This window comes from Stenotrophomonas ginsengisoli, assembly GCF_001431485.1.
GTDB classification, from domain to species: domain Bacteria; phylum Pseudomonadota; class Gammaproteobacteria; order Xanthomonadales; family Xanthomonadaceae; genus Stenotrophomonas; species Stenotrophomonas ginsengisoli.
Genome location: NZ_LDJM01000034.1, coordinates 1 through 17,185, shown reverse-complemented (window position 1 = coordinate 17,185; position 17,185 = coordinate 1). Strand labels below are relative to the sequence as shown.

15 protein-coding genes are annotated in these 17,185 nt (G+C 65.5%); 10 read left to right on the top strand and 5 right to left on the bottom strand.

The window, feature by feature from the left end:
* The first annotated feature begins 9 nt into the window (after window positions 1-9).
* The 5 genes from lipA to ABB30_RS12710 all read left to right on the top strand — a co-directional run bounded on the left by lipA (window position 10) and on the right by ABB30_RS12710 (window position 7,377).
* A complete protein-coding gene (gene lipA / locus ABB30_RS12730; RefSeq protein ID WP_057638696.1) occupies window positions 10-1,017 on the top strand; it encodes a lipoyl synthase in 1,008 nt (335 codons plus the stop codon).
* Window positions 1,018-1,211: 194 nt separating this feature from the next.
* Complete coding sequence (locus tag ABB30_RS12725) at window positions 1,212-3,386, top strand: carboxy terminal-processing peptidase (protein WP_057638695.1); 2,175 nt, start codon at window positions 1,212-1,214, stop codon at window positions 3,384-3,386.
* 191 nt (window positions 3,387-3,577) lie between these two features.
* A complete protein-coding gene (locus tag ABB30_RS12720; RefSeq protein ID WP_057638694.1) occupies window positions 3,578-5,416 on the top strand; it encodes a sensor histidine kinase in 1,839 nt (612 codons plus the stop codon).
* Window positions 5,413-5,853, top strand: a complete 441-nt coding sequence (locus ABB30_RS12715) for a response regulator (protein ID WP_057638693.1) — start codon at window positions 5,413-5,415, stop codon at window positions 5,851-5,853. Before ABB30_RS12720 ends, ABB30_RS12715 begins: the two co-directional genes overlap by 4 nt.
* A complete protein-coding gene (locus ABB30_RS12710; RefSeq protein ID WP_057638692.1) occupies window positions 5,854-7,377 on the top strand; it encodes a response regulator in 1,524 nt (507 codons plus the stop codon). It abuts the gene before it with no gap.
* Window positions 7,378-7,420: 43 nt separating this feature from the next.
* Here the strand turns inward: ABB30_RS12710 and gloA are convergent, their stop codons facing one another.
* The 5 genes from gloA to ABB30_RS12685 all read right to left on the bottom strand — a co-directional run bounded on the left by gloA (window position 7,421) and on the right by ABB30_RS12685 (window position 11,823).
* Complete coding sequence (gloA, locus tag ABB30_RS12705; protein WP_057638691.1) at window positions 7,421-7,942, bottom strand: lactoylglutathione lyase; 522 nt, start codon at window positions 7,940-7,942, stop codon at window positions 7,421-7,423.
* Window positions 7,943-7,996: 54 nt separating this feature from the next.
* Complete coding sequence (locus ABB30_RS12700) at window positions 7,997-8,521, bottom strand: DUF411 domain-containing protein (protein ID WP_245626506.1); 525 nt, start codon at window positions 8,519-8,521, stop codon at window positions 7,997-7,999.
* Window positions 8,522-8,572: 51 nt separating this feature from the next.
* Entirely contained in the window at window positions 8,573-9,601 is a 1,029-nt protein-coding gene (locus ABB30_RS12695; RefSeq protein WP_057638690.1) for a copper resistance protein B, read from the bottom strand.
* Window positions 9,598-11,382 carry a copper resistance system multicopper oxidase gene (locus ABB30_RS12690; protein WP_057638689.1) on the bottom strand — a complete coding sequence of 595 codons (1,785 nt, stop codon included), beginning with the start codon at window positions 11,380-11,382 and terminating at the stop codon, window positions 9,598-9,600. Before ABB30_RS12690 ends, ABB30_RS12695 begins: the two co-directional genes overlap by 4 nt.
* 75 nt (window positions 11,383-11,457) lie before the next feature.
* A complete protein-coding gene (locus ABB30_RS12685) occupies window positions 11,458-11,823 on the bottom strand; it encodes a CopL family metal-binding regulatory protein (RefSeq protein WP_057638688.1) in 366 nt (121 codons plus the stop codon).
* 102 nt (window positions 11,824-11,925) lie between these two features.
* On the opposite strand from ABB30_RS12685, the gene ABB30_RS12680 reads away from it, so the two are divergent.
* From ABB30_RS12680 to ABB30_RS16310, 5 genes are all read left to right on the top strand, one after another.
* Entirely contained in the window at window positions 11,926-13,047 is a 1,122-nt protein-coding gene (locus tag ABB30_RS12680) for a PLP-dependent cysteine synthase family protein (protein ID WP_057638687.1), read from the top strand.
* Between the two features lie 36 nt (window positions 13,048-13,083).
* Entirely contained in the window at window positions 13,084-15,111 is a 2,028-nt protein-coding gene (locus tag ABB30_RS12675) for a M3 family metallopeptidase (RefSeq protein WP_057638686.1), read from the top strand.
* Between the two features lie 595 nt (window positions 15,112-15,706).
* The gene (locus ABB30_RS12670) at window positions 15,707-16,222 is read left to right on the top strand and encodes a hypothetical protein (RefSeq protein ID WP_057638685.1); all 516 of its coding nucleotides are present in this window, start codon (window positions 15,707-15,709) and stop codon (window positions 16,220-16,222) included.
* A 64-nt stretch (window positions 16,223-16,286) separates the two neighbouring features.
* Complete coding sequence (locus tag ABB30_RS12665; protein WP_057638684.1) at window positions 16,287-16,592, top strand: hypothetical protein; 306 nt, start codon at window positions 16,287-16,289, stop codon at window positions 16,590-16,592.
* A 495-nt stretch (window positions 16,593-17,087) separates the two neighbouring features.
* On the top strand, window positions 17,088-17,185 hold a 98-nt coding region (locus ABB30_RS16310), incomplete at its 3' end, for a transposase (RefSeq protein ID WP_152980734.1).

Here is a 17,185-nt window from a genome sequence, read left to right as displayed (position 1 = left end):
CGTATTGCCATGACCGAAACCACGTCGCGTTCCATCCCGTTGCAGATTGTCAGCAGCGATGCCCCGGCTGCCCCGTTGCAGGCAGGCGTCAAGCAGGTCGCCGGTGACAAGATTGCCCGCTCGCCGGTGCAGTTCGCCGATGCGCCGGTGCTGCGCAAGCCGTCGTGGATCCGTGTGCGCATCCCCTCGGGCAATGCGGTGGCCAACCTGAAGGCCAAGCTGCGCGAGAACCGCCTGGTCACCGTGTGCGAGGAAGCCAGCTGCCCGAACATCCACGAATGCTTCGGCCACGGCACTGCCACCTTCATGATCCTGGGCGAGGTCTGCACCCGCCGCTGCTCGTTCTGCGACGTGGCCCACGGCCGGCCCAAGCCGCCCGATGCCAAAGAACCGCTGAACCTGGCCAACACCGTGGCCGACATGGGCCTGAAGTACGTGGTGGTCACCAGCGTGGACCGTGATGACCTGCGCGATGGCGGTGCCCAGCACTTTGTGGACTGCATCAGCGCCATCCGCGACAAATCGCCGGGCACTCGCATCGAGGTACTGACCCCGGATTTCCGTGGCAAGGGCCGCATGGAGCGCGCGCTGGACATCCTGGCCTCCAGCCCGCCGGACGTGTTCAACCACAACATCGAAACCGTGCCGGACCTGTACCGCAACGTGCGCCCGGGTGCGGACTACCAGTGGTCGCTGACCCTGCTCAAGAAATTCAAGGCCCAGCATCCGGATGTCTCCACCAAGAGCGGCATCATGCTCGGCCTGGGCGAGGAGTGGGAGCAGATCAAGGCCACCATGCGTGACCTGCGTGCCCATGATGTGGACATGATCACCATCGGCCAGTACCTGCAGCCGTCGGCCCATCATCACCCGGTGCTGCGTTACTGGACCCCGGAGGAGTACAAGCAGCTGGAGGAGTACGGCTACGAACTGGGCTTTGCCCATGTCGCTTCCGGGCCGATGGTGCGCTCGTCCTACCATGCCGACATCCAGGCCGCCGGCGCCGGCGTCGGTTGATCCCGCGCAGCTGCCAAAAGGCCCGGCACTGCCGGGCCTTTTACGTTTTGATAATGGCTATGCGCAGTTCACGTGACTGTGCCTGACTGCGGCTACGCTGGACGGGTGACAGATGCTGCGACTTCCGGCACTGTTTGGCTGCAGGCACTGCGCGCAGTGTCTTTCCTACCGCACTTCAAGCAGAGCGAGTTTCAATGAAGACCAAGGCGATCCCTTTTCTGTTGGCGTTGGCGCTGACCGCGCCGGTTGCCCTGATCGCACATGCCGATGCCCCGACCGCGCCCCCGGCCAGCACGCTGGACCGCACCACGGCTTCGCGACTGGTCTATGGCCTGCTTTCCGACAGCCGCTATGCCTACCGCCCGCGGGCGCTGGACAGCGCCGCCGCCGACCAGGTCTTTGACAAGTACCTCAAGACCCTGGACGGCAACCGCCAGTTCTTCCTGCAGTCCGACATCGACGGCTTTGCCCCGCTGCGTGGCGAGGTGGCCAATGCCATCCGCGCCGGCCGTACCGACATGGCCGAGCAGATGTTCGGCATCTACAAGCAGCGTGCGGCCGAGCGGATTGCCCATGCCCGCGAGCTGCTCAAGGGCGAGCCGGATTTCACCATCGAAGAGCGTTACGACTACGACCGCGAGGAAGCGGCGTGGGCGGCCAACCAGGCCGAGCTGGACGAGATCTGGCGCAAGTCGGTGAAGAATGACTGGCTGCGCCTGCGTCTGGCCGGCAAGCCGGCGGCCGACATCCGCACCACCCTGGACAAGCGCTACCAGACCCTGCTCAAGTCGATCAACGAGCTCAAGAGCGATGACGTGTTCGCCTTGTTCCTCAACGCCTATACCGATTCGATCGACCCGCATACCGAATACATGACCCCGCGCAGCGCGGAGAACTTCAACCAGGCCATGTCGCTGTCGCTGGAGGGCATCGGTGCCCAGCTGCAGCGCCAGGATGACGTGGTGGTGATCCGCGAGATCATCCCCGGCGGCCCGGCCGCGCTGGACGGCACCCTGCAGCCGGGTGACCGCATCGTCGGTGTCGGCCAGGGCCGCGATGGCGCGATCGAGGATGTGATCGGCTGGCGCATCGACGATGTGGTGGCCAAGATCCGCGGCAAGCCTGACAGCCAGGTGCGTCTGGAGTACATCCCGGCCGCAGACGGCATCAACGGCAAGCACCGCAGCGTGGTCTTGGACCGGGCCAAGGTGCGGCTGTCCGAGCAGGCGGCCAAGGGCGAGACCCTGGTCATTCCGGGCGCCGAGGGCGCAGCCGAACGTCGCATCGGCGTGATCAAGCTGCCGGCCTTCTACCAGGACTTCGAAGGCCGTCGCCGCAATGCGGCCGACTACGCCTCGGCCACCCGTGACGTGGCCCGTCTGCTGGCCCAGTTCAAGACCGACGGCATCGATGGTGTGGTGCTGGACCTGCGCAACAACGGTGGTGGCTCGCTGGACGAGGCCATCGAGCTGAGCGGCCTGTTCATTGACCAGGGCCCGGTGGTCCAGGTGCGTGAATCCGGTGGCCGCGTGGTGGTCAACAGCGACCGCAAGCCCGGCGTGGCCTGGGAAGGCCCGCTGGCGGTGCTGATCAACCGTGGTTCGGCCTCGGCTTCGGAGATCTTCGCCGGTGCCATGCAGGATTACGGCCGTGGCCTGGTGATCGGCGAGACCACCTTCGGCAAGGGCACGGTGCAGAACATCATCGACCTGGACCGTTGGCAGCGCGAGGACAACGTCCAGTTCGGCCAGCTCAAGCTGACCATCGCCCAGTTCTTCCGCATCAGCGGCTCGTCCACCCAGCACAAGGGAGTGGTGCCGGACATCGCCTTCCCGGCCAGTGTGGATGCCAGCGAGTTCGGCGAGAGCACCTACAAAAATGCCCTGCCGTGGACCCGCATCGCCGAGGTGCCGCACGAACAGTACGGCGACTTCCAGCCGCTGGTGGCCTCGCTGGAGCAGCGTCACCAGCAGCGCGTGGCCGGGGACCTGGAGTTCGGCTGGTGGAAGGAAGACGTGGACCACTACCGCGCCGAGGCCGAGCGCAAGAGCATCTCCTTGAACGAGGCCGAGCGTCAGGCCGAGCGTGAGCGGCTGGAAGCCCAGCGCAAGGACCGCCAGGCCAAGCGCCGCGAGCTGGGCCTGGATCTGGATCCGCTGGCCGAGGAAAGCGATGACGGCCTGACCGGCAACGAGCGTGACATCGTTGCCGATGCCGCCCGCGAGAAGGCCGCCGAGAAGCGTCCGGATCCGTTGCTGCGCGAGTCCGCGGCGATCCTGTCCGATGCCATTGGCCTGCTCCAGGCCGATCGCCAGCTGTCGGCACGGGTCCTGCCCCGGGCTGCCGGCAGCGGGCGTTGGTCACATTGACCAATTGTTGGCCAATATGCACATGAAAGCGCCGACGCAAGTCGGCGTTTTTATTTGTGAGCATGCATTCACATCAGCAATGTGAGGAATCCCTCAACGTCGCGTGACGGCGGCGACAGTACCGGTTATTGTCGTAAGAGAAGGCTGCGACGGCATCGTTGAGACGAGGTACGGACCATGCGGGGGATGCGGTGAGTTGGCTTGTCAGTTGGCGTAACGAGCATGCGCGCCTGGGGTTGCTGGCCCTGGCCGCGGTGCTGATCATCGTGCTGCCGTGGTTGCTGATGCGTGGGCTGTGGGACCGCAGCCAGCAGGCGACCGAGCGGGTGGACCACACCCAGGTGGTGGGCGCGCTGCTGTACCGCCTGCAGGCGGACATCCGCGACTTCGAATCGGCCGCGCTGACCCTGTCCAAGGGCGTGAGCACGCCGGAGCTGCAGCAGCGCATGCGTCTGGCTGATGGTTTCCCCGACACCCTGGCCGAACTGGCCGACAAGCTGCAGGACAACCCCGCCCAGCTGGTGCGTGTGGGCAGGATCCAGGCCCGGTTGGAGCGCCGGGTCAATCTGGCCCGGCAGATTGCCGAGCTGCAGGACATCGAGCAGCAACGGCCCTTGGTCGAGGAGCTGGTGGTCGGCGCGCCGATCCGCAGCATGGTCACCGAGCTGCAGGCCGAGGAGCGACGCCTGCTGCAGTTGCGCTACGCCGATTCGCTGCGCCGTGACCGGATGCAGGAGTGGGTCAGCTGGCTGGCCCTGGGCCTGCAGCTGGCCTTGCTGGTGGTGGTGCTGTGGCTGATGTTGCGCCAGTTGCGGGCGCGTCTGCAGGTGGAATCCACCATCGCCCAGACGGCCTTGCAGGCCACGGCCGTGCTCAACAGCGTACGCGAGCCGATTGCGCTGCTGGACCGGCAGTTGAACGTGACCCTGCGCAACCCGGCCTTTGACCAGATGTATGGCCTGGTGGACAGCGAGGGCATGGATGCCGGCCCGGCCGGCGACATTGCCCTGAGCGATGTCGGCGGCAAGGCGTGGAGCAAGGATGAGGTGGTGCTGCAGCGCCTGCGTGACGTGGCCAACCGCGGCCGCGAGATGTGGGACCACGAACTGGAACAGCTCGATGCTGACGGCAACCGTCGCGTGCTGCTGCTCAACGCGCAGCGCATCGGCCTGCCCGACAGCAAGGCACCGGCGGTGCTGATGACCCTGGCCGATGTCAGTGCCCAGCGCAGCGCCCAGCTGCGGGTGGAACAGCTCAACCGCCAGCTGGAAGGCAAGATCGACCAGGTCACCGAGGTCAACCAGGAACTGGAAGCCTTCAGTTATTCGGTGTCACACGACCTGCGCGCACCACTGCGTCATATCGCCGGGTTTGCCGACAAGCTGGGCAAGCACCTGGGCGAGCAGGCCGACGAGAAATCGGCCCATTACCTGCAGGTGATCGGCGGTTCGGCCCGGCGCATGTCCACCTTGATCGATGACCTGCTGGTGTATTCGCGCCTGGGCCGTGGCGCAATGCGCCTGCAGGCAGTGGACATGCAGTCGCTGGTGGCCGAAACCCGCGCCATGCTCGATGCCACCCTGCGCAGCGATGCCGAGGCTGCCGGCCAGATGCCGCGCCATGTGCAGTGGAATATCGCCTCGCTGCCGATGGTGCTGGCCGATGAGAACATGATGCGCCAGGTGTGGCTGAACCTGCTCGGCAATGCAGTCAAGTACAGCGCCGGGCGCGACCCGGCGGTGATCACGGTCAGCTCGCGCCAGCTTGATGACGGCGGGCATGAGTTCACCGTCAGCGACAACGGTGCCGGTTTTGACATGAATTACGCCGGCAAGCTGTTCGGCGTGTTCCAGCGCCTGCACAAGGCCAGCGAATACAGCGGTACCGGCATTGGCCTGGCCAGCGTACGCCGGGTCCTGACCCGCCATGGCGGCAAGGTCTGGGCCGAGGCCGAGGTCGACCGTGGTGCAGATTTCCATTTCATCCTCCCATCGGCGCTGGACGCCTCCAACCAGGAAACCCAAGCATGAGTGCCATACGTACGATCTTGTTGGCCGAGGACAGCCCGGCCGATGCCGAAATGGCCATCGATGCCTTGCGCGAAGCGCACCTGGCCAACCCCATCGTGCATGTCGAGGACGGGGTGGAGGTACTGGATTACCTGTATGCCCGCGGGGCCTGGGCCGGACGTCCGGAAGGATTGCCGTCGGTGCTGCTGCTGGACATCAAGATGCCGCGCATGGATGGCCTGGAAGTGCTGCAGCAGATCCGCGCCGATGCACAGTTCCAGCGCCTGCCGATCGTGATCCTGTCTTCCTCGCGCGAGGAAAGCGACCTGGCCCGCAGCTGGGACCTGGGTGTCAATGCCTACGTGGTCAAGCCGGTGGACGTGGACCAGTTCTTCAACGCGATCAAGACGCTGGGCACTTTCTGGGCCGTGATCAACCAGCCACCAAGCGAGGATTGAATGCCACTGTCCGGAACGCCCCTGGGCCAGCTGGCCATCGTCCTGGTCGAGGATTCGCCCGAGGATGCCGAGCTGATTGCCGACATGCTGCTCGAATCCGGGATCAGCGCCAGTTTCGAGCGGGCTGAAGATGAGGACGGCCTGGTCGCACTGTTGACCGAGCATCGTTTTGACATCGTGCTGTCGGACCTGAGCATGCCCGGCTTTTCCGGCATGCGCGCCCTGGAAGTGGTGCGTGAGCTGCATCCCTCGCTGCCGTTCGTGTTTGTCTCCGGCACCATGGGCGAGGACCTGGCGGTGCAGGCACTGCAGCAGGGCGCGGCTGACTACATCCTCAAGCACTCGCCCGGGCGCCTGCCCTCGGCGGTGGCCAGGGCGGTGCGCGAGGCCCGCGTGTATGTCGAGCGGCGCCGGGTCGAGATGGAACTGATGCGGGCGCAGCGTCTGGAAAGCATGTCCTTGCTGGCCGCCGGCCTGAGCCATGACCTGCGCAACATCCTGCAGCCGCTGCTGATCGTGCCGGACATGCTCAAGCTGCACAGTGATGATCCGAAGATACGCCAGCTGGCCGATGTGATCACAGAGTGCGGCGTACGTGGCAACGAGATGGCCGAATCGATGCTGTCCTTCGTGCGTGGCTCGCGCCGGGCCAGCGAGCACATCGAAGTGTCCCGCCTGTTCAGTGCGGTGGAACTGCTGCTGCGTGGCAGCCTGCCAAGCACAGTGCAGCTGCAGTTCCGCCTGGTCCAGCAGGATCTGGCCCTGGAAGGCAACTTCACCGAGCTGCAGCAGGTGCTGCTCAACCTGGCCCTGAATGCGATCCAGGCCATGCCCGACGGCGGCAGCCTGGAGTTGCTGGCCGAGCCGGTGACCGACGTGGATGGCAATGACCAGCTCTGCATGCGGGTCACCGACCAAGGCACGGGGATGCCGGCAGATGTGCTGGAGCGTCTGTTCAGCCCGTTCTTCACCACCAAGAGCAACGGCACCGGCCTGGGCCTGTTGTCATGCAAGCGCATCGTGGAGGGCATGCAGGGCTCGATCCACGTCAGCAGTGAGGTGGGGGTGGGCAGCCGCTTTGACCTGCTGCTGCCGATCAGTGGGCGGGTCACCGCACGCAACGAGGTGGCCAGCCATGCACCGGTGGGCGAAGGCCAGCAGGTGCTGGTGGTGGACAACACCGCCACCCGCCTGTCGCTGCTGGGCAATGCGCTGTCCAGCCAGGGCTATCGTCTGTCGCTGGCCGCCGATGCGGCGGCGGCCTTGCTGCATGTGCGCGCCCAGGGCATGCCCGACGTGGTGGTGATCGATACCGACCTGCCGTTGATGGCGGCCGGCCAGCTGCTCGGTGAACTGCAGGCCCTGGGTTACAGCGGGCCGGCGTTGCTGCTGGAGGACCCGGCCCAGCCGGTGGACCCGGACATACTGCCGATGGGCCTGCAGGTACAGACCCTGCGCAAGCCGCTGGAGATGCAGCATGTGTTCCGCGCGGTGGGCGCGATCCTGGGCACGGCGGGCAACTGAGGCCGATGGTGCCTGCACACGGCAGGCACCATCGATACCGCGCTTACGGGCTGTACGGGGTGCTGGAGATGATTTCCACCCAGTAGTCGTCCGGGTCACGGATGAAGGCGATGCTCTTCATCCGGCCATCGGAGAGGCGCTTCTGGAACGGCACCTCCAGTTGCTCGAAGCGGGCGCAGGCCGCTTCGATGTCCGGCACCGACACGCAGATGTGGCCGAAGCCGCGCGGCTCGCTGTTGCCGTTGTGGTAGACCGCGCCGTCCTGGTCCTCGCTGCCATGGTTGTGGGTCAGCTCGAGCAGGGCCGGCAATTTGGCCATCCACACCGCACGCTCGCCGGCATCGGCCGGAATCCGGGTGCCGGCCGGCAGGTAGGCCAGGAAGTACAGGCTGAAGGCGGCTTCGTCGAAGTGGCGCTGGTCAATCAGCGAAAAGCCCAGCACGCGGGTGTAGAAGTCCAGCGAGGTGGTCGGGTCCTTGACCCGCAGCATGGTGTGGTTGAACACGAAACCGGTGGTTTCGGCAGGCACGTGTGCGGCAACGCCGGCGGGAATGGGGTGGCTCATCGGAAGGATCCTTGATGCAGGGGAGCGGCAGGCACGCGGCCTGCGCCGTCCAGTTTAACGAGTGGGCTGTGGCTTGCCGGTGCGGGCCGGGTGGTGGCTGAAGTCGCGCAGGCTGCCGTCCAGGCCGAGCAGCTGCACGGTATAGGCCTGGGCGCTGCCGTCGGGCGCTTCCATCCCCGGCGAGCCCAGCGGCATGCCCGGCAGGACCAGGCCACGCGCCCGTGGCTTGTCGCGCAGCAGCTTGAGGATGTCACTGGCCGGCACATGGCCTTCCACCACATAGCCACCGACCTCGGTGGTGTGGCAGGAGGCCTGGCTGGCCGGTACGCCGAGGCGTTGCTTGGGTGCCATCACGTCCTGCACGTTGTTGACCCGCACGCTGAAGCCGGCATGGCGCATGTGTTCGACCCAGCCGCCGCAACAACCGCAGGACGGATGGCGGTGCACGCTCATTTCCGGCAAGGCGGTGGCGGCAGCCGGGCGCGGGCCGGTGCTGGCGGCTGGGCGCGGCTGCGCCAGGGCGGGGCCGAGCAGGCTGGCGGCCAGCAGGGAGGTGAGCAGCAAACGGTTCACGGTCATCATTGTGTCCAGTCAGGGCCCGGCCGGGGCCGGGCAGGGATCAAGGCAGGCTCAGAACCACAGGCGGATGCCGGCCACCCAGCGGGTGTGCTGGCGCTCATGGCCATCGGCGGCGGCAAGATCGGCGCTGCGGCCGAAGCGTCGCTCGTGGACCACACCCACATACGGTGCAACGCGCCGGGTGATCTCATAGCGCAGGCGCAGCCCGCCCTCCACGTTGGCCAGGCCACGGCCAAGGCCGCGTGCACGATCATCACGCAGCAGCGCGCTGGCATGTACGGAGGGCTGCAGGATCAGCCGGTTGCTCAGCAGCACGCTGTATTCCAGCTCGGTTTCCAGCGCCAGCCGCGGGCTGCCACCGACCAGGGCGGTGACGTGGGTTTCCAGCTTGTACGGGCTCAGCCCCTGCACGCCCAGTGCAGCGCGGGTACGTGGCTGGCGGCCATGTTCGTGGCGCAGGCCGGCCACTGCTTCCCACCAGGGCCCGGTGGCCTGGCCGTAGAGCAGGTCGATGTTGCCCTCACTGCTGCCGTCTTCGCGCTCGCCCTCGCTGCGCAGCCACAGCCGCCGGGTATCGCTGCCCCACCAGCCCTGCACGGCCCAGGCCTGGCCGCTGCCCTTGACGTTGTCCCAGGCTTCGAGTTGATCCACCAGCAGGTAGCGGTTGATTGCCGGCGCATGCTCCATGGAATGGTGGTGCAGCACCGGGAAGGCCGCTGCACGGTCAGCGGCCGTGGGCACCGGGATCGGTGTCCGCGGCGTGTCCAACGCCGCGCCCGGCATGTTGTGCCCGGCATGCGGATCAGCACTCATGTTGTGCCCGGCATGCGGATCAGCACTCATGTTGTGCCCGGCATGCGGATCAGCACTCATGTTGTGCCCGGCATGCGGATCAGCACTCATGTTGTGCCCGGCATGCGGATCAGCACTCATGTTGTGCCCGGCATGCGGATCAGCCGCAGGCACGGGTGCGGCCGGTGATGCGGGCACGGCCGTGGAAGGCGCCGGGTGCTGGGAGTGCTGGGCTGCGGCCAGCGGGCTGCAGGCGGCCAGGGCGATGAGCAGGGGGGTGTGCTTCATTGCTCGATCCTCACTTCGCGCATCATTCCCGCTTCCATGTGGTAGAGCAGGTGGCAGTGGAAGGCCCAGCGCCCGAGTGCGTCGGCACGCACGCGGAAGCTGCGGCTGGTGCCCGGCGGCATGTCGATGGTGTGCTTGCGCACCTGGAAATTGCCTTGCGCGTCTTCCAGGTCACTCCATACCCCGTGCAGGTGGATGGGGTGGGTCATCATGGTGTCGTTGACCAGCACAAAGCGCATGCGCTCGCCGTAGCGCAGGGAGATGGGGTCCGCCCCGGCAAACGGGATGCCGTCGAAGTTCCAGGCGAACTTTTCCATGTGGCCGGTCAGGTGCAGCTCGATCTCGCGTTCGGGTTCGCGGCCGTCCGGGTCGTCGAACAAGGAGTGCAGGTCGGCATAGGCCAGCACCCGGCGGCCGTTGTCACGCAGGCCGATGCCCGGGTCTTCCAGGCGTGGGCCGGTGGGGTTGGATTGCATGTCCACCAGCGGGTTGCCGGTTTCGCCGGCCGGGTGGTGGATGGTGACGGCGGCCGCGCCGCCATGGCCCGCGTGCGGATCGGCCGGCATGGCATGCCCGGCGTGTCCAGCATGTGGATCGGCCTGCATCGCATGGCCACCGTGGCTGCCGCCATGGTCATGGGCCATGTCACCCATGCTCAGCAGCGGGCGGCGGTCCAGCGCCGGCACCACCGCGGCCAGGCCGGGGCGGGTGGCCAGGGTGCCGCAGGCAAAGCCGCTGCGGCCCATGTCCTGGGCAAAGATGGTGAAGGCGTCCTGGCCGCTGGGCTCGACGATCACGTCAAACGTTTCAGCCGTGGCAATGCGCAGCTCGTCCACGCTGACCGGGTGCACGTACTGGCCATCGGCGGCCACCACGGTCATCTTCAGCCCCGGGATGCGGATGTCGAAGTGGGTCATGGCCGAACCGTTGATCAGGCGCAGCAGCACCTTCTCGCCGCTGCGGAACAGCCCGGTCCAGTTGGCGGCCGGGGTGTGGCCGTTGAGCAGGTAGGTGTAGGTGTTGGCGTTGATGTCGGAGATGTCGGTGGGGGTCATGCGCATGCGCCCCCACATCGCGCGGTCGGCCAGGGTGGCGCGCAGGCCGTCGCGGCGGGCATCACGGACAAAATCCCCCACGGTCTGCTGGTAGGTGTTGTCGTGCATGGCCATCTTCTTCATCCGCCGGTACAGCGCAGCGCCGTCCAGGTCGGTCCAGTCGGAGAGCAGCAGCACGTGCTCGCGGTCCACCCGGTAGGGCGGTGGCGCCAGCGGGTCGATGATCAGCGCGCCGTACAGGCCGGCCTGCTCCTGGAACAGCGAATGGCTGTGGTACCAGTAGGTGCCGCTCTGCTTGAGGTCGAAGCGGTAGTGGTAGGCCTGGCCCGGGGCAATGCCGTCAAAGCTCAGGCCCGGCACGCCGTCCATGTTGGCCGGCAGCAGGATGCCGTGCCAGTGGACCGAGCTCATGTCATCGCGCAGGGCGTTGTGCACATGGATGTTGACCGTGTCGCCCTCGCGCCAGCGCAGGGTCGGTGCGGGCAGTGACTGGTTGACGGTGATGGCGCTGCGCGGCTTGCCGGTGAAGTTCACCGGCAGCTGGCCGATGCTCAGCTGCAGGTTGTTGCCGCGCAGCTCGGGCACGGGGAAGGAGGCCTGTTTGGCCTGGGCGGCCAGCGGGCGCCACAGGCCGGTGCCGGCCACCAGGCCGGCAAAGCCCAGGCCCTGGACGAAACGACGACGGCTCACGACGCTGCGGGCGTCGTGCAAGGTGTCATCAGACATGGTTCAACCACTCCCAGCCGCGATGGCGGCGTGTTGCAGGAAAGGATCAGCACGCAGGCAGCGTGCTGGCTTGCTTCAGGCGGGGAGGTGGATCGGTGGCCGTACCGGGTCGGCCAGGTGCGGCGGGGCAGCGGGCCGCGGGCTGGGAGCCTGCGGGCTGGCCCGCAAGGCCAGCGGCAGCCACAGGGCCACCGGTGAGGGCAGGGCGCTGCAGGCATGCAGGCAGTCGCAATGCTGGCTGTCATTGCCGCAGGGCATCGGCGCCTCGGCTGCCGGTGCGCCGTGGCAGTCCGCCGTCATCGCCTCGCTGGCCATGGCCATGCTGTGCGCACTGCCAGCGGCCGGCAGCAGGCTGGCCGCCATGCCGGTGGCCGCCCACGCGCTGGCACTCGTGTTGACGAGCAGCAGGGTGATCAGCAGCAGGCGCAGCAGCAGGGCCATCGGTGCAGTGGGTGGGCAGGTGCCGGCGAGCATAACAGCCCGGCCGGGCGCTGGCTGAGCGGGGCTACAATGGCCCCAGCGTTCCACAGCCTTGAGTGCCCCATGTCCCAGCGTGCATGGGTGGCCGCCGCCATCCAGAAGATTGAGGCCGATTTCAACCGGTCTGCCGATACCCACCTGATTCCGATGGCCCTGCCGGGGTATCCCGGCATCGACGTCTACTTCAAGGACGAATCCAGCCACCCCACCGGCTCGCTCAAGCACCGGCTGGCGCGCTCGCTGTTCCTCTACGCGCTGGCCAATGGCTGGCTGCGCGAAGATTGCCCGGTGATCGAGGCCTCCTCCGGCTCCACCGCGGTGTCCGAAGCCTACTTCGCGCGCCTGCTCGGCCTGCCGTTCATTGCGGTGATTCCGGCAGGTACCTCGCCGGAGAAGATCGCCGCCATCGAGTTCTATGGTGGCCGCTGCCATCTGGTGGCCTCGGCCTGCGGCCTGGATGCCGCCGCCCATGCCCTGGCGCGGGAAACCGGCGGCCACTTCATGGACCAGTTCACCTATGCCGAGCGCGCCACCGACTGGCGTGCCAACAACAACATCGCCGAGTCGATCTTCAAGCAGATGGCTCAGGAACCGCACCCGGTGCCGACCTGGATCGTCTGCTCGCCGGGTACCGGTGGTACCGCGGCCACTCTGGGCCGCTACGTGCGCTACCGCCAGCACGCCACGGCCATCGCCTGTGTGGACCCGGAAATCTCGGTGTTCTTCGATGGCTACCGCGCCGCGCTGGACGGCCAGTGCTGGCAGCACCTGGCCATCGACGGCGGCTCGCGGGTGGAAGGCATCGGCCGGCCCAAGGTCGAGGCCAGCTTCATCCCGTCCTGCGTGGATGCCATGGTCAAGGTGCCCGATGACCTCAGCCTGGCCGCGATGCGCCATGTCAGCGCGGTGCTCGGCCGGCGTGTCGGCGGTTCCACCGGGACCAATTTCGTCGGCGTGCTGCGCGTGGCCCAGGCCATGGCCGCGGCTGGGCAGGGTGGCAGCATCGTCACCATCCTGTGCGATGCCGGCGAGCGCTACGCCCATTCCTATTACGACCCGGCCTGGTATGCGGCCCGTGGCATCGAGGTGGCCGCGGCCGACGCGGCCATCGCCGCCGCCGTGGCAGGCTCCCCGTTGCCGCCGCTGGCTTGTGCCGGGACCCTGCCGGACCCATATCAGGGCTGATCCGGCGCTTGCCGGTAGCCGTTCAAAGGATTTGCCATGACCAACCCCCTGCTCGATTTCTCCGGCCTGCCGCGTTTTGACGCGATCACCCCGGAGCACATCACCCCGGCCATCGACACCCTGCTGGAGCAGGCGCGCGCTGCGGTGGCCGCTGCGCGCAGCGTCGAGCCGGTGACCTGGGAGTCGTTCGTGGTGCCGCTGGACGACGCCACCGAGCGCCTGTACCGGGCCTGGGGCCAGGTCAGCCACTTGGAATCGGTGGTCAACACGCCGGCACTGCGCGAGGTCTACAACGCCAACCTGGCCAAGATCACCCGCTTCGGCAGTGAGGTGTCGCAGGACCTGGGCTTGTACGCGCAGTACCGCAAGCTGGCCGACAGCCCGCAGGCTGCCGGTTTCGATGCGGCCCGCAAGCAGGTGCTGGAACACTCCCTGCGTGGTTTCCGCCTCGGCGGTGCCGAGCTGGACGAGGCCGGCAAGGCCCGCTTTGCCGCGATCAGCGAGGAGCTCTCGGCACTGAACGCCAAGTTCTCGCAGAACGTGCTCGATGCCACCGACGCCTACGCCCTGTATGTGCTTGATGAGGCCGAACTGGCCGGCCTGCCGGCCGAGGTCAAGGCCGCCTGCCGCACGGCGGCGCAGAGTGAGGGCAAGGACGGCTACAAGCTGACCCTGCAGATGCCGTGCTACCTGCCGGTGCAGACCTATGCCGACAACCGCGGCCTGCGCGAGCAGCTGTACCGCGCCAGTGTCACCCGCGCCTCGGAGTTCGGCCCGGACGAGCGCGACAACAGCCCACTGATCGCACAGATCCTGGCCTTGCGCGCCGAGAAGGCCGCCCTGCTGGGCATGGAAAGCTATGCCGAGTATTCGCTGGCCACCAAGATGGCCGACAGCCCGGCCCAGGTGATGGATTTCTTGAGCGACCTGGCCGCCCGCGCCAAGCCGTTCGCGCAGACCGACCGCGCCGAGCTGGAAGCCTTTGCCCGCGATGAGCTGGGGCTGGACACGCTGCAGGCCTGGGACCTGTCCTGGGTCAGCGAGAAGCTCAAGCAGGCCCGTTACAGCTACTCGGCGCTGGAGGTGAAGCAGTACTTCACCGAAGACCGTGTGCTGGCCGGCCTGTTTGCTGTGATCAAGGACCTGTACGGCCTGACCGTGGAGCGTGACAGCGCGCCGACCTGGCACGCCGATGTGCGCTTCTACCGGGTCACCACCGCCCATGGCGATCTGGTCGGCCAGTTCTACCTGGACCCGTATGCGCGCGAGGGCAAGCGCGGTGGTGCGTGGATGGATGACTGCCGCAACCGCCGCGTGCGTGCCGATGGCAGCGTGCAGACGCCGCTGGTGTATCTGGTGTGCAACTTCGGCCGCGGGGTGGACGGCAAGCCGGCCACGCTCACCCACGATGACGTGGTCACCCTGTTCCATGAAATGGGCCATGGCCTGCACCAGCTGCTTACCCGCATCGGTGAGCTGGGTGTGGCCGGCATCAACGGGGTGGAATGGGATGCGGTGGAACTGCCGAGTCAGTTCATGGAGAACTTCTGCTGGGAATGGCCGCGCGTGCAGGCCATGACCGCCCATGTCGATACCGGCGCATCGCTGCCGCGCACCCTGTTCGACAAGATGCTGGCGGCCAAGAATTTCCAGAGCGGCATGTTCACCGTGCGCCAGCTGGAATTTGCCCTGTTCGACATGCGCATCCACCACGGCTTTGATCCGGCCGGTGATGTGCAGGCGGTGCTGGACGCGGTACGTGCCGAGGTGGCGGTGAACATCCCGCCGGCGTTCAACCGTTTCGCCAACCAGTTCAGCCACATCTTCGCCGGTGGCTATGCTGCCGGTTATTACAGCTACAAGTGGGCCGAGGTGCTCAGCGCCGATGCCTACGCGGCATTCGAGGAAGCCGGCGAGGAACAGCTGGCCGCAACCGGCCAGCGTTTCCTGGCCGAGATCATCAGCCGCGGCGGCAGCCGCCCCGCAGCGGAGAACTTCCGCGCCTTCCGCGGCCGTGAGCCGAACATCGACGCCCTGCTGCGCCACAACGGCATGGCGGCGTAAGCCTGCAACCACTGTGTGGGAGCGGCCCCGGCCGCGACGTTTCCAACAAAAAGCCCGGCAAAAGCCGGGCTTTTTGTTGCTTTTTTTTGCCATTGCTTTTGATCTTTCCGAGCCGTCAGAGCATGCCGAGCATCGCAGCGAGCCGGGGATGAAGGTGCGGGGTGTTTGAGCGAAGCGAGTTCCCGCACCGCCCCGGCACGCGAGAAGCGCAGGGCACCGGTGCGGCTTCATCGCATCGGCATGCGGCCCGGCGGAAAGCACCTTGACTCGCACCTGTGGCGCTCGCCCTTCGGGTCGGCTTCGCCGTTAGTCGCTGCGCTCCTTGGGTTCCTTTGGGTGCTTCCAAAGGAGCCCGCACGCGGAGCGGGCGGAAGCTGTTACCTGCTTTAAAAAGACAAGCCAATCGGACCCTGAGGTTTGCATAGCACCGCATTCCTGCGGAATAACGCGAACAGGGTGAAGTGCCAACATGTGGTGCGGCTGTCATGCAGGGCATTGATTCCGGACAGGTTGCTGCCAGTTCACTTTGCACTGCGGATAGGCCAAACTCGGTAAATTGCCGCAGATAGGCGGTCTACTAGGCGTTAGCCCTCACATGGAATATCTCGCAAGGCTGCAACAGTCATATTCAATGCACAAAATTGGCGTAAGCGATCTGTCGGACGGAATAGACTGGGCTATGGACCGCCTCCGCCTAGATCAAGAGGGTGATGACCTGGATATTGTGCTCCTGGCTGGTGCAGCTACTACTGAGGAAGCATTGCCATACGTCGAGGCCATAGTCGCGCGTTACTCCGTCCAATCCGAAATTGATTATCACCTAGTCGCTGGCAAGTATTTGGTCGAACTTCATCAGAGATATTTGGCAGGATTCGAGTGTGCTAACACTCTCAAAGAAAAATTCGACAAGATTTACCAGGCGCTGGGCTATCCGGACTGGATGGTTATGCTTTCTCGGAACTGTGAATACGCTACGGATATTTCTGCATTCTTGCATCCATTTGAGCAGGAGTTTAAGTACATCGCTGGACTATGGTATAGGGCAAGTAGCATAAGCGACTTCGAGAGTGTTTACAGTCGCGAGGTTTCAAATCGGATTGGCTTCAATTGATCGCTAACATTACACTCGGCACGGACGGCTTCGATGCCGCTTAAATCCAGCGTTAGAGCGCGTTATGAGCTACTACGAAGTAATGTCTAATGAGTATCGATTTGCCAGGGTATATCCCCATCTCATACAGCAGTTCATGCCAAAAGATATAGGGCGGATTGTTAAGTTCCTTGCTTCAGAGTTTGGCATGGTTATTGATGGCCTCTATTTAGAAAACTACAAAACTCCTGATGTGGTTGTGGTTATGAGCGGGAAGTTGCCAATGGCAGCCATCAAGGAGCGCTTCGGTAATATGCGGGGCATTCGTTTCGGGGAGCATGTCGTCGTCAGTGAAGAAACATTTTCATCACTCGAGGGTAGTGTGATCTAGCAAGTCCGTAAGGGGCTTCTCGTTTAATCAACGGGGTCAAGTTGGATTAACTGTCAAAGCAGGTAAAGGCTTCCACACGCTGTGCGTGCGGGTTCCTTTTGACGCACCAAAAGGAACCAAAAGTGCTTCTCGCCGGGCCGCGTGCCGCTGCGGCCTGCGGCCACAGCGGTGCCCTGTGCTTCTCGCGGCTCAAAGCGGCGCGAGAACTCGCTGCGCTCAAACACCTCGCGCCTGTTCCTTTGATCCGCTGCGATGCTCGGCACGCTCTACGGCTCGGGCAGGAAGATCAAGATCCAACGGCAACGGCAACGGCAACGGCAACGGCAACGGCAACGGCAACGGCAACGGCAACGGCAACGGCAAATGCCGCAATGCCCACTACACGGTGCGCGATCAGAGCGGTCCCGTCGTAAGCTCCCCCGTCGTAAGCTCCCCCGATCGGCAGACATCCCATAAGTAGAACTTTCTGGCATCTTTTCCCAGTCAGGAGGTTTCATGCGCACATCAAAGTTCACCGAAACGCAGATCGTCGCCGCGCTCAAACGGGCCGATGCAGGCGTGCCAGTCAAGGACATCTGTCGCCAGACTGGGAT

What these genes read in the sequence shown, in the direction of transcription:
- lipA (WP_057638696.1), top strand. Translation starts at nt 10, where the DNA reads ATGACCGAAACCACGTCGCGTTCCATCCCGTTGCAGATTGTCAGCAGC.
- ABB30_RS12725 (WP_057638695.1), top strand. Translation starts at nt 1,212, where the DNA reads ATGAAGACCAAGGCGATCCCTTTTCTGTTGGCGTTGGCGCTGACCGCG.
- ABB30_RS12715 (WP_057638693.1), top strand. Translation starts at nt 5,413, where the DNA reads ATGAGTGCCATACGTACGATCTTGTTGGCCGAGGACAGCCCGGCCGAT.
- ABB30_RS12710 (WP_057638692.1), top strand. Translation starts at nt 5,854, where the DNA reads ATGCCACTGTCCGGAACGCCCCTGGGCCAGCTGGCCATCGTCCTGGTC.
- gloA (WP_057638691.1), bottom strand. Translation starts at nt 7,942, where the DNA reads ATGAGCCACCCCATTCCCGCCGGCGTTGCCGCACACGTGCCTGCCGAA.
- ABB30_RS12700 (WP_245626506.1), bottom strand. Translation starts at nt 8,521, where the DNA reads ATGACCGTGAACCGTTTGCTGCTCACCTCCCTGCTGGCCGCCAGCCTG.
- ABB30_RS12695 (WP_057638690.1), bottom strand. Translation starts at nt 9,601, where the DNA reads ATGAAGCACACCCCCCTGCTCATCGCCCTGGCCGCCTGCAGCCCGCTG.
- ABB30_RS12690 (WP_057638689.1), bottom strand. Translation starts at nt 11,382, where the DNA reads ATGTCTGATGACACCTTGCACGACGCCCGCAGCGTCGTGAGCCGTCGT.
- ABB30_RS12685 (WP_057638688.1), bottom strand. Translation starts at nt 11,823, where the DNA reads ATGGCCCTGCTGCTGCGCCTGCTGCTGATCACCCTGCTGCTCGTCAAC.
- ABB30_RS12680 (WP_057638687.1), top strand. Translation starts at nt 11,926, where the DNA reads ATGTCCCAGCGTGCATGGGTGGCCGCCGCCATCCAGAAGATTGAGGCC.
- ABB30_RS12675 (WP_057638686.1), top strand. Translation starts at nt 13,084, where the DNA reads ATGACCAACCCCCTGCTCGATTTCTCCGGCCTGCCGCGTTTTGACGCG.
- ABB30_RS12670 (WP_057638685.1), top strand. Translation starts at nt 15,707, where the DNA reads ATGGAATATCTCGCAAGGCTGCAACAGTCATATTCAATGCACAAAATT.
- ABB30_RS12665 (WP_057638684.1), top strand. Translation starts at nt 16,287, where the DNA reads ATGAGCTACTACGAAGTAATGTCTAATGAGTATCGATTTGCCAGGGTA.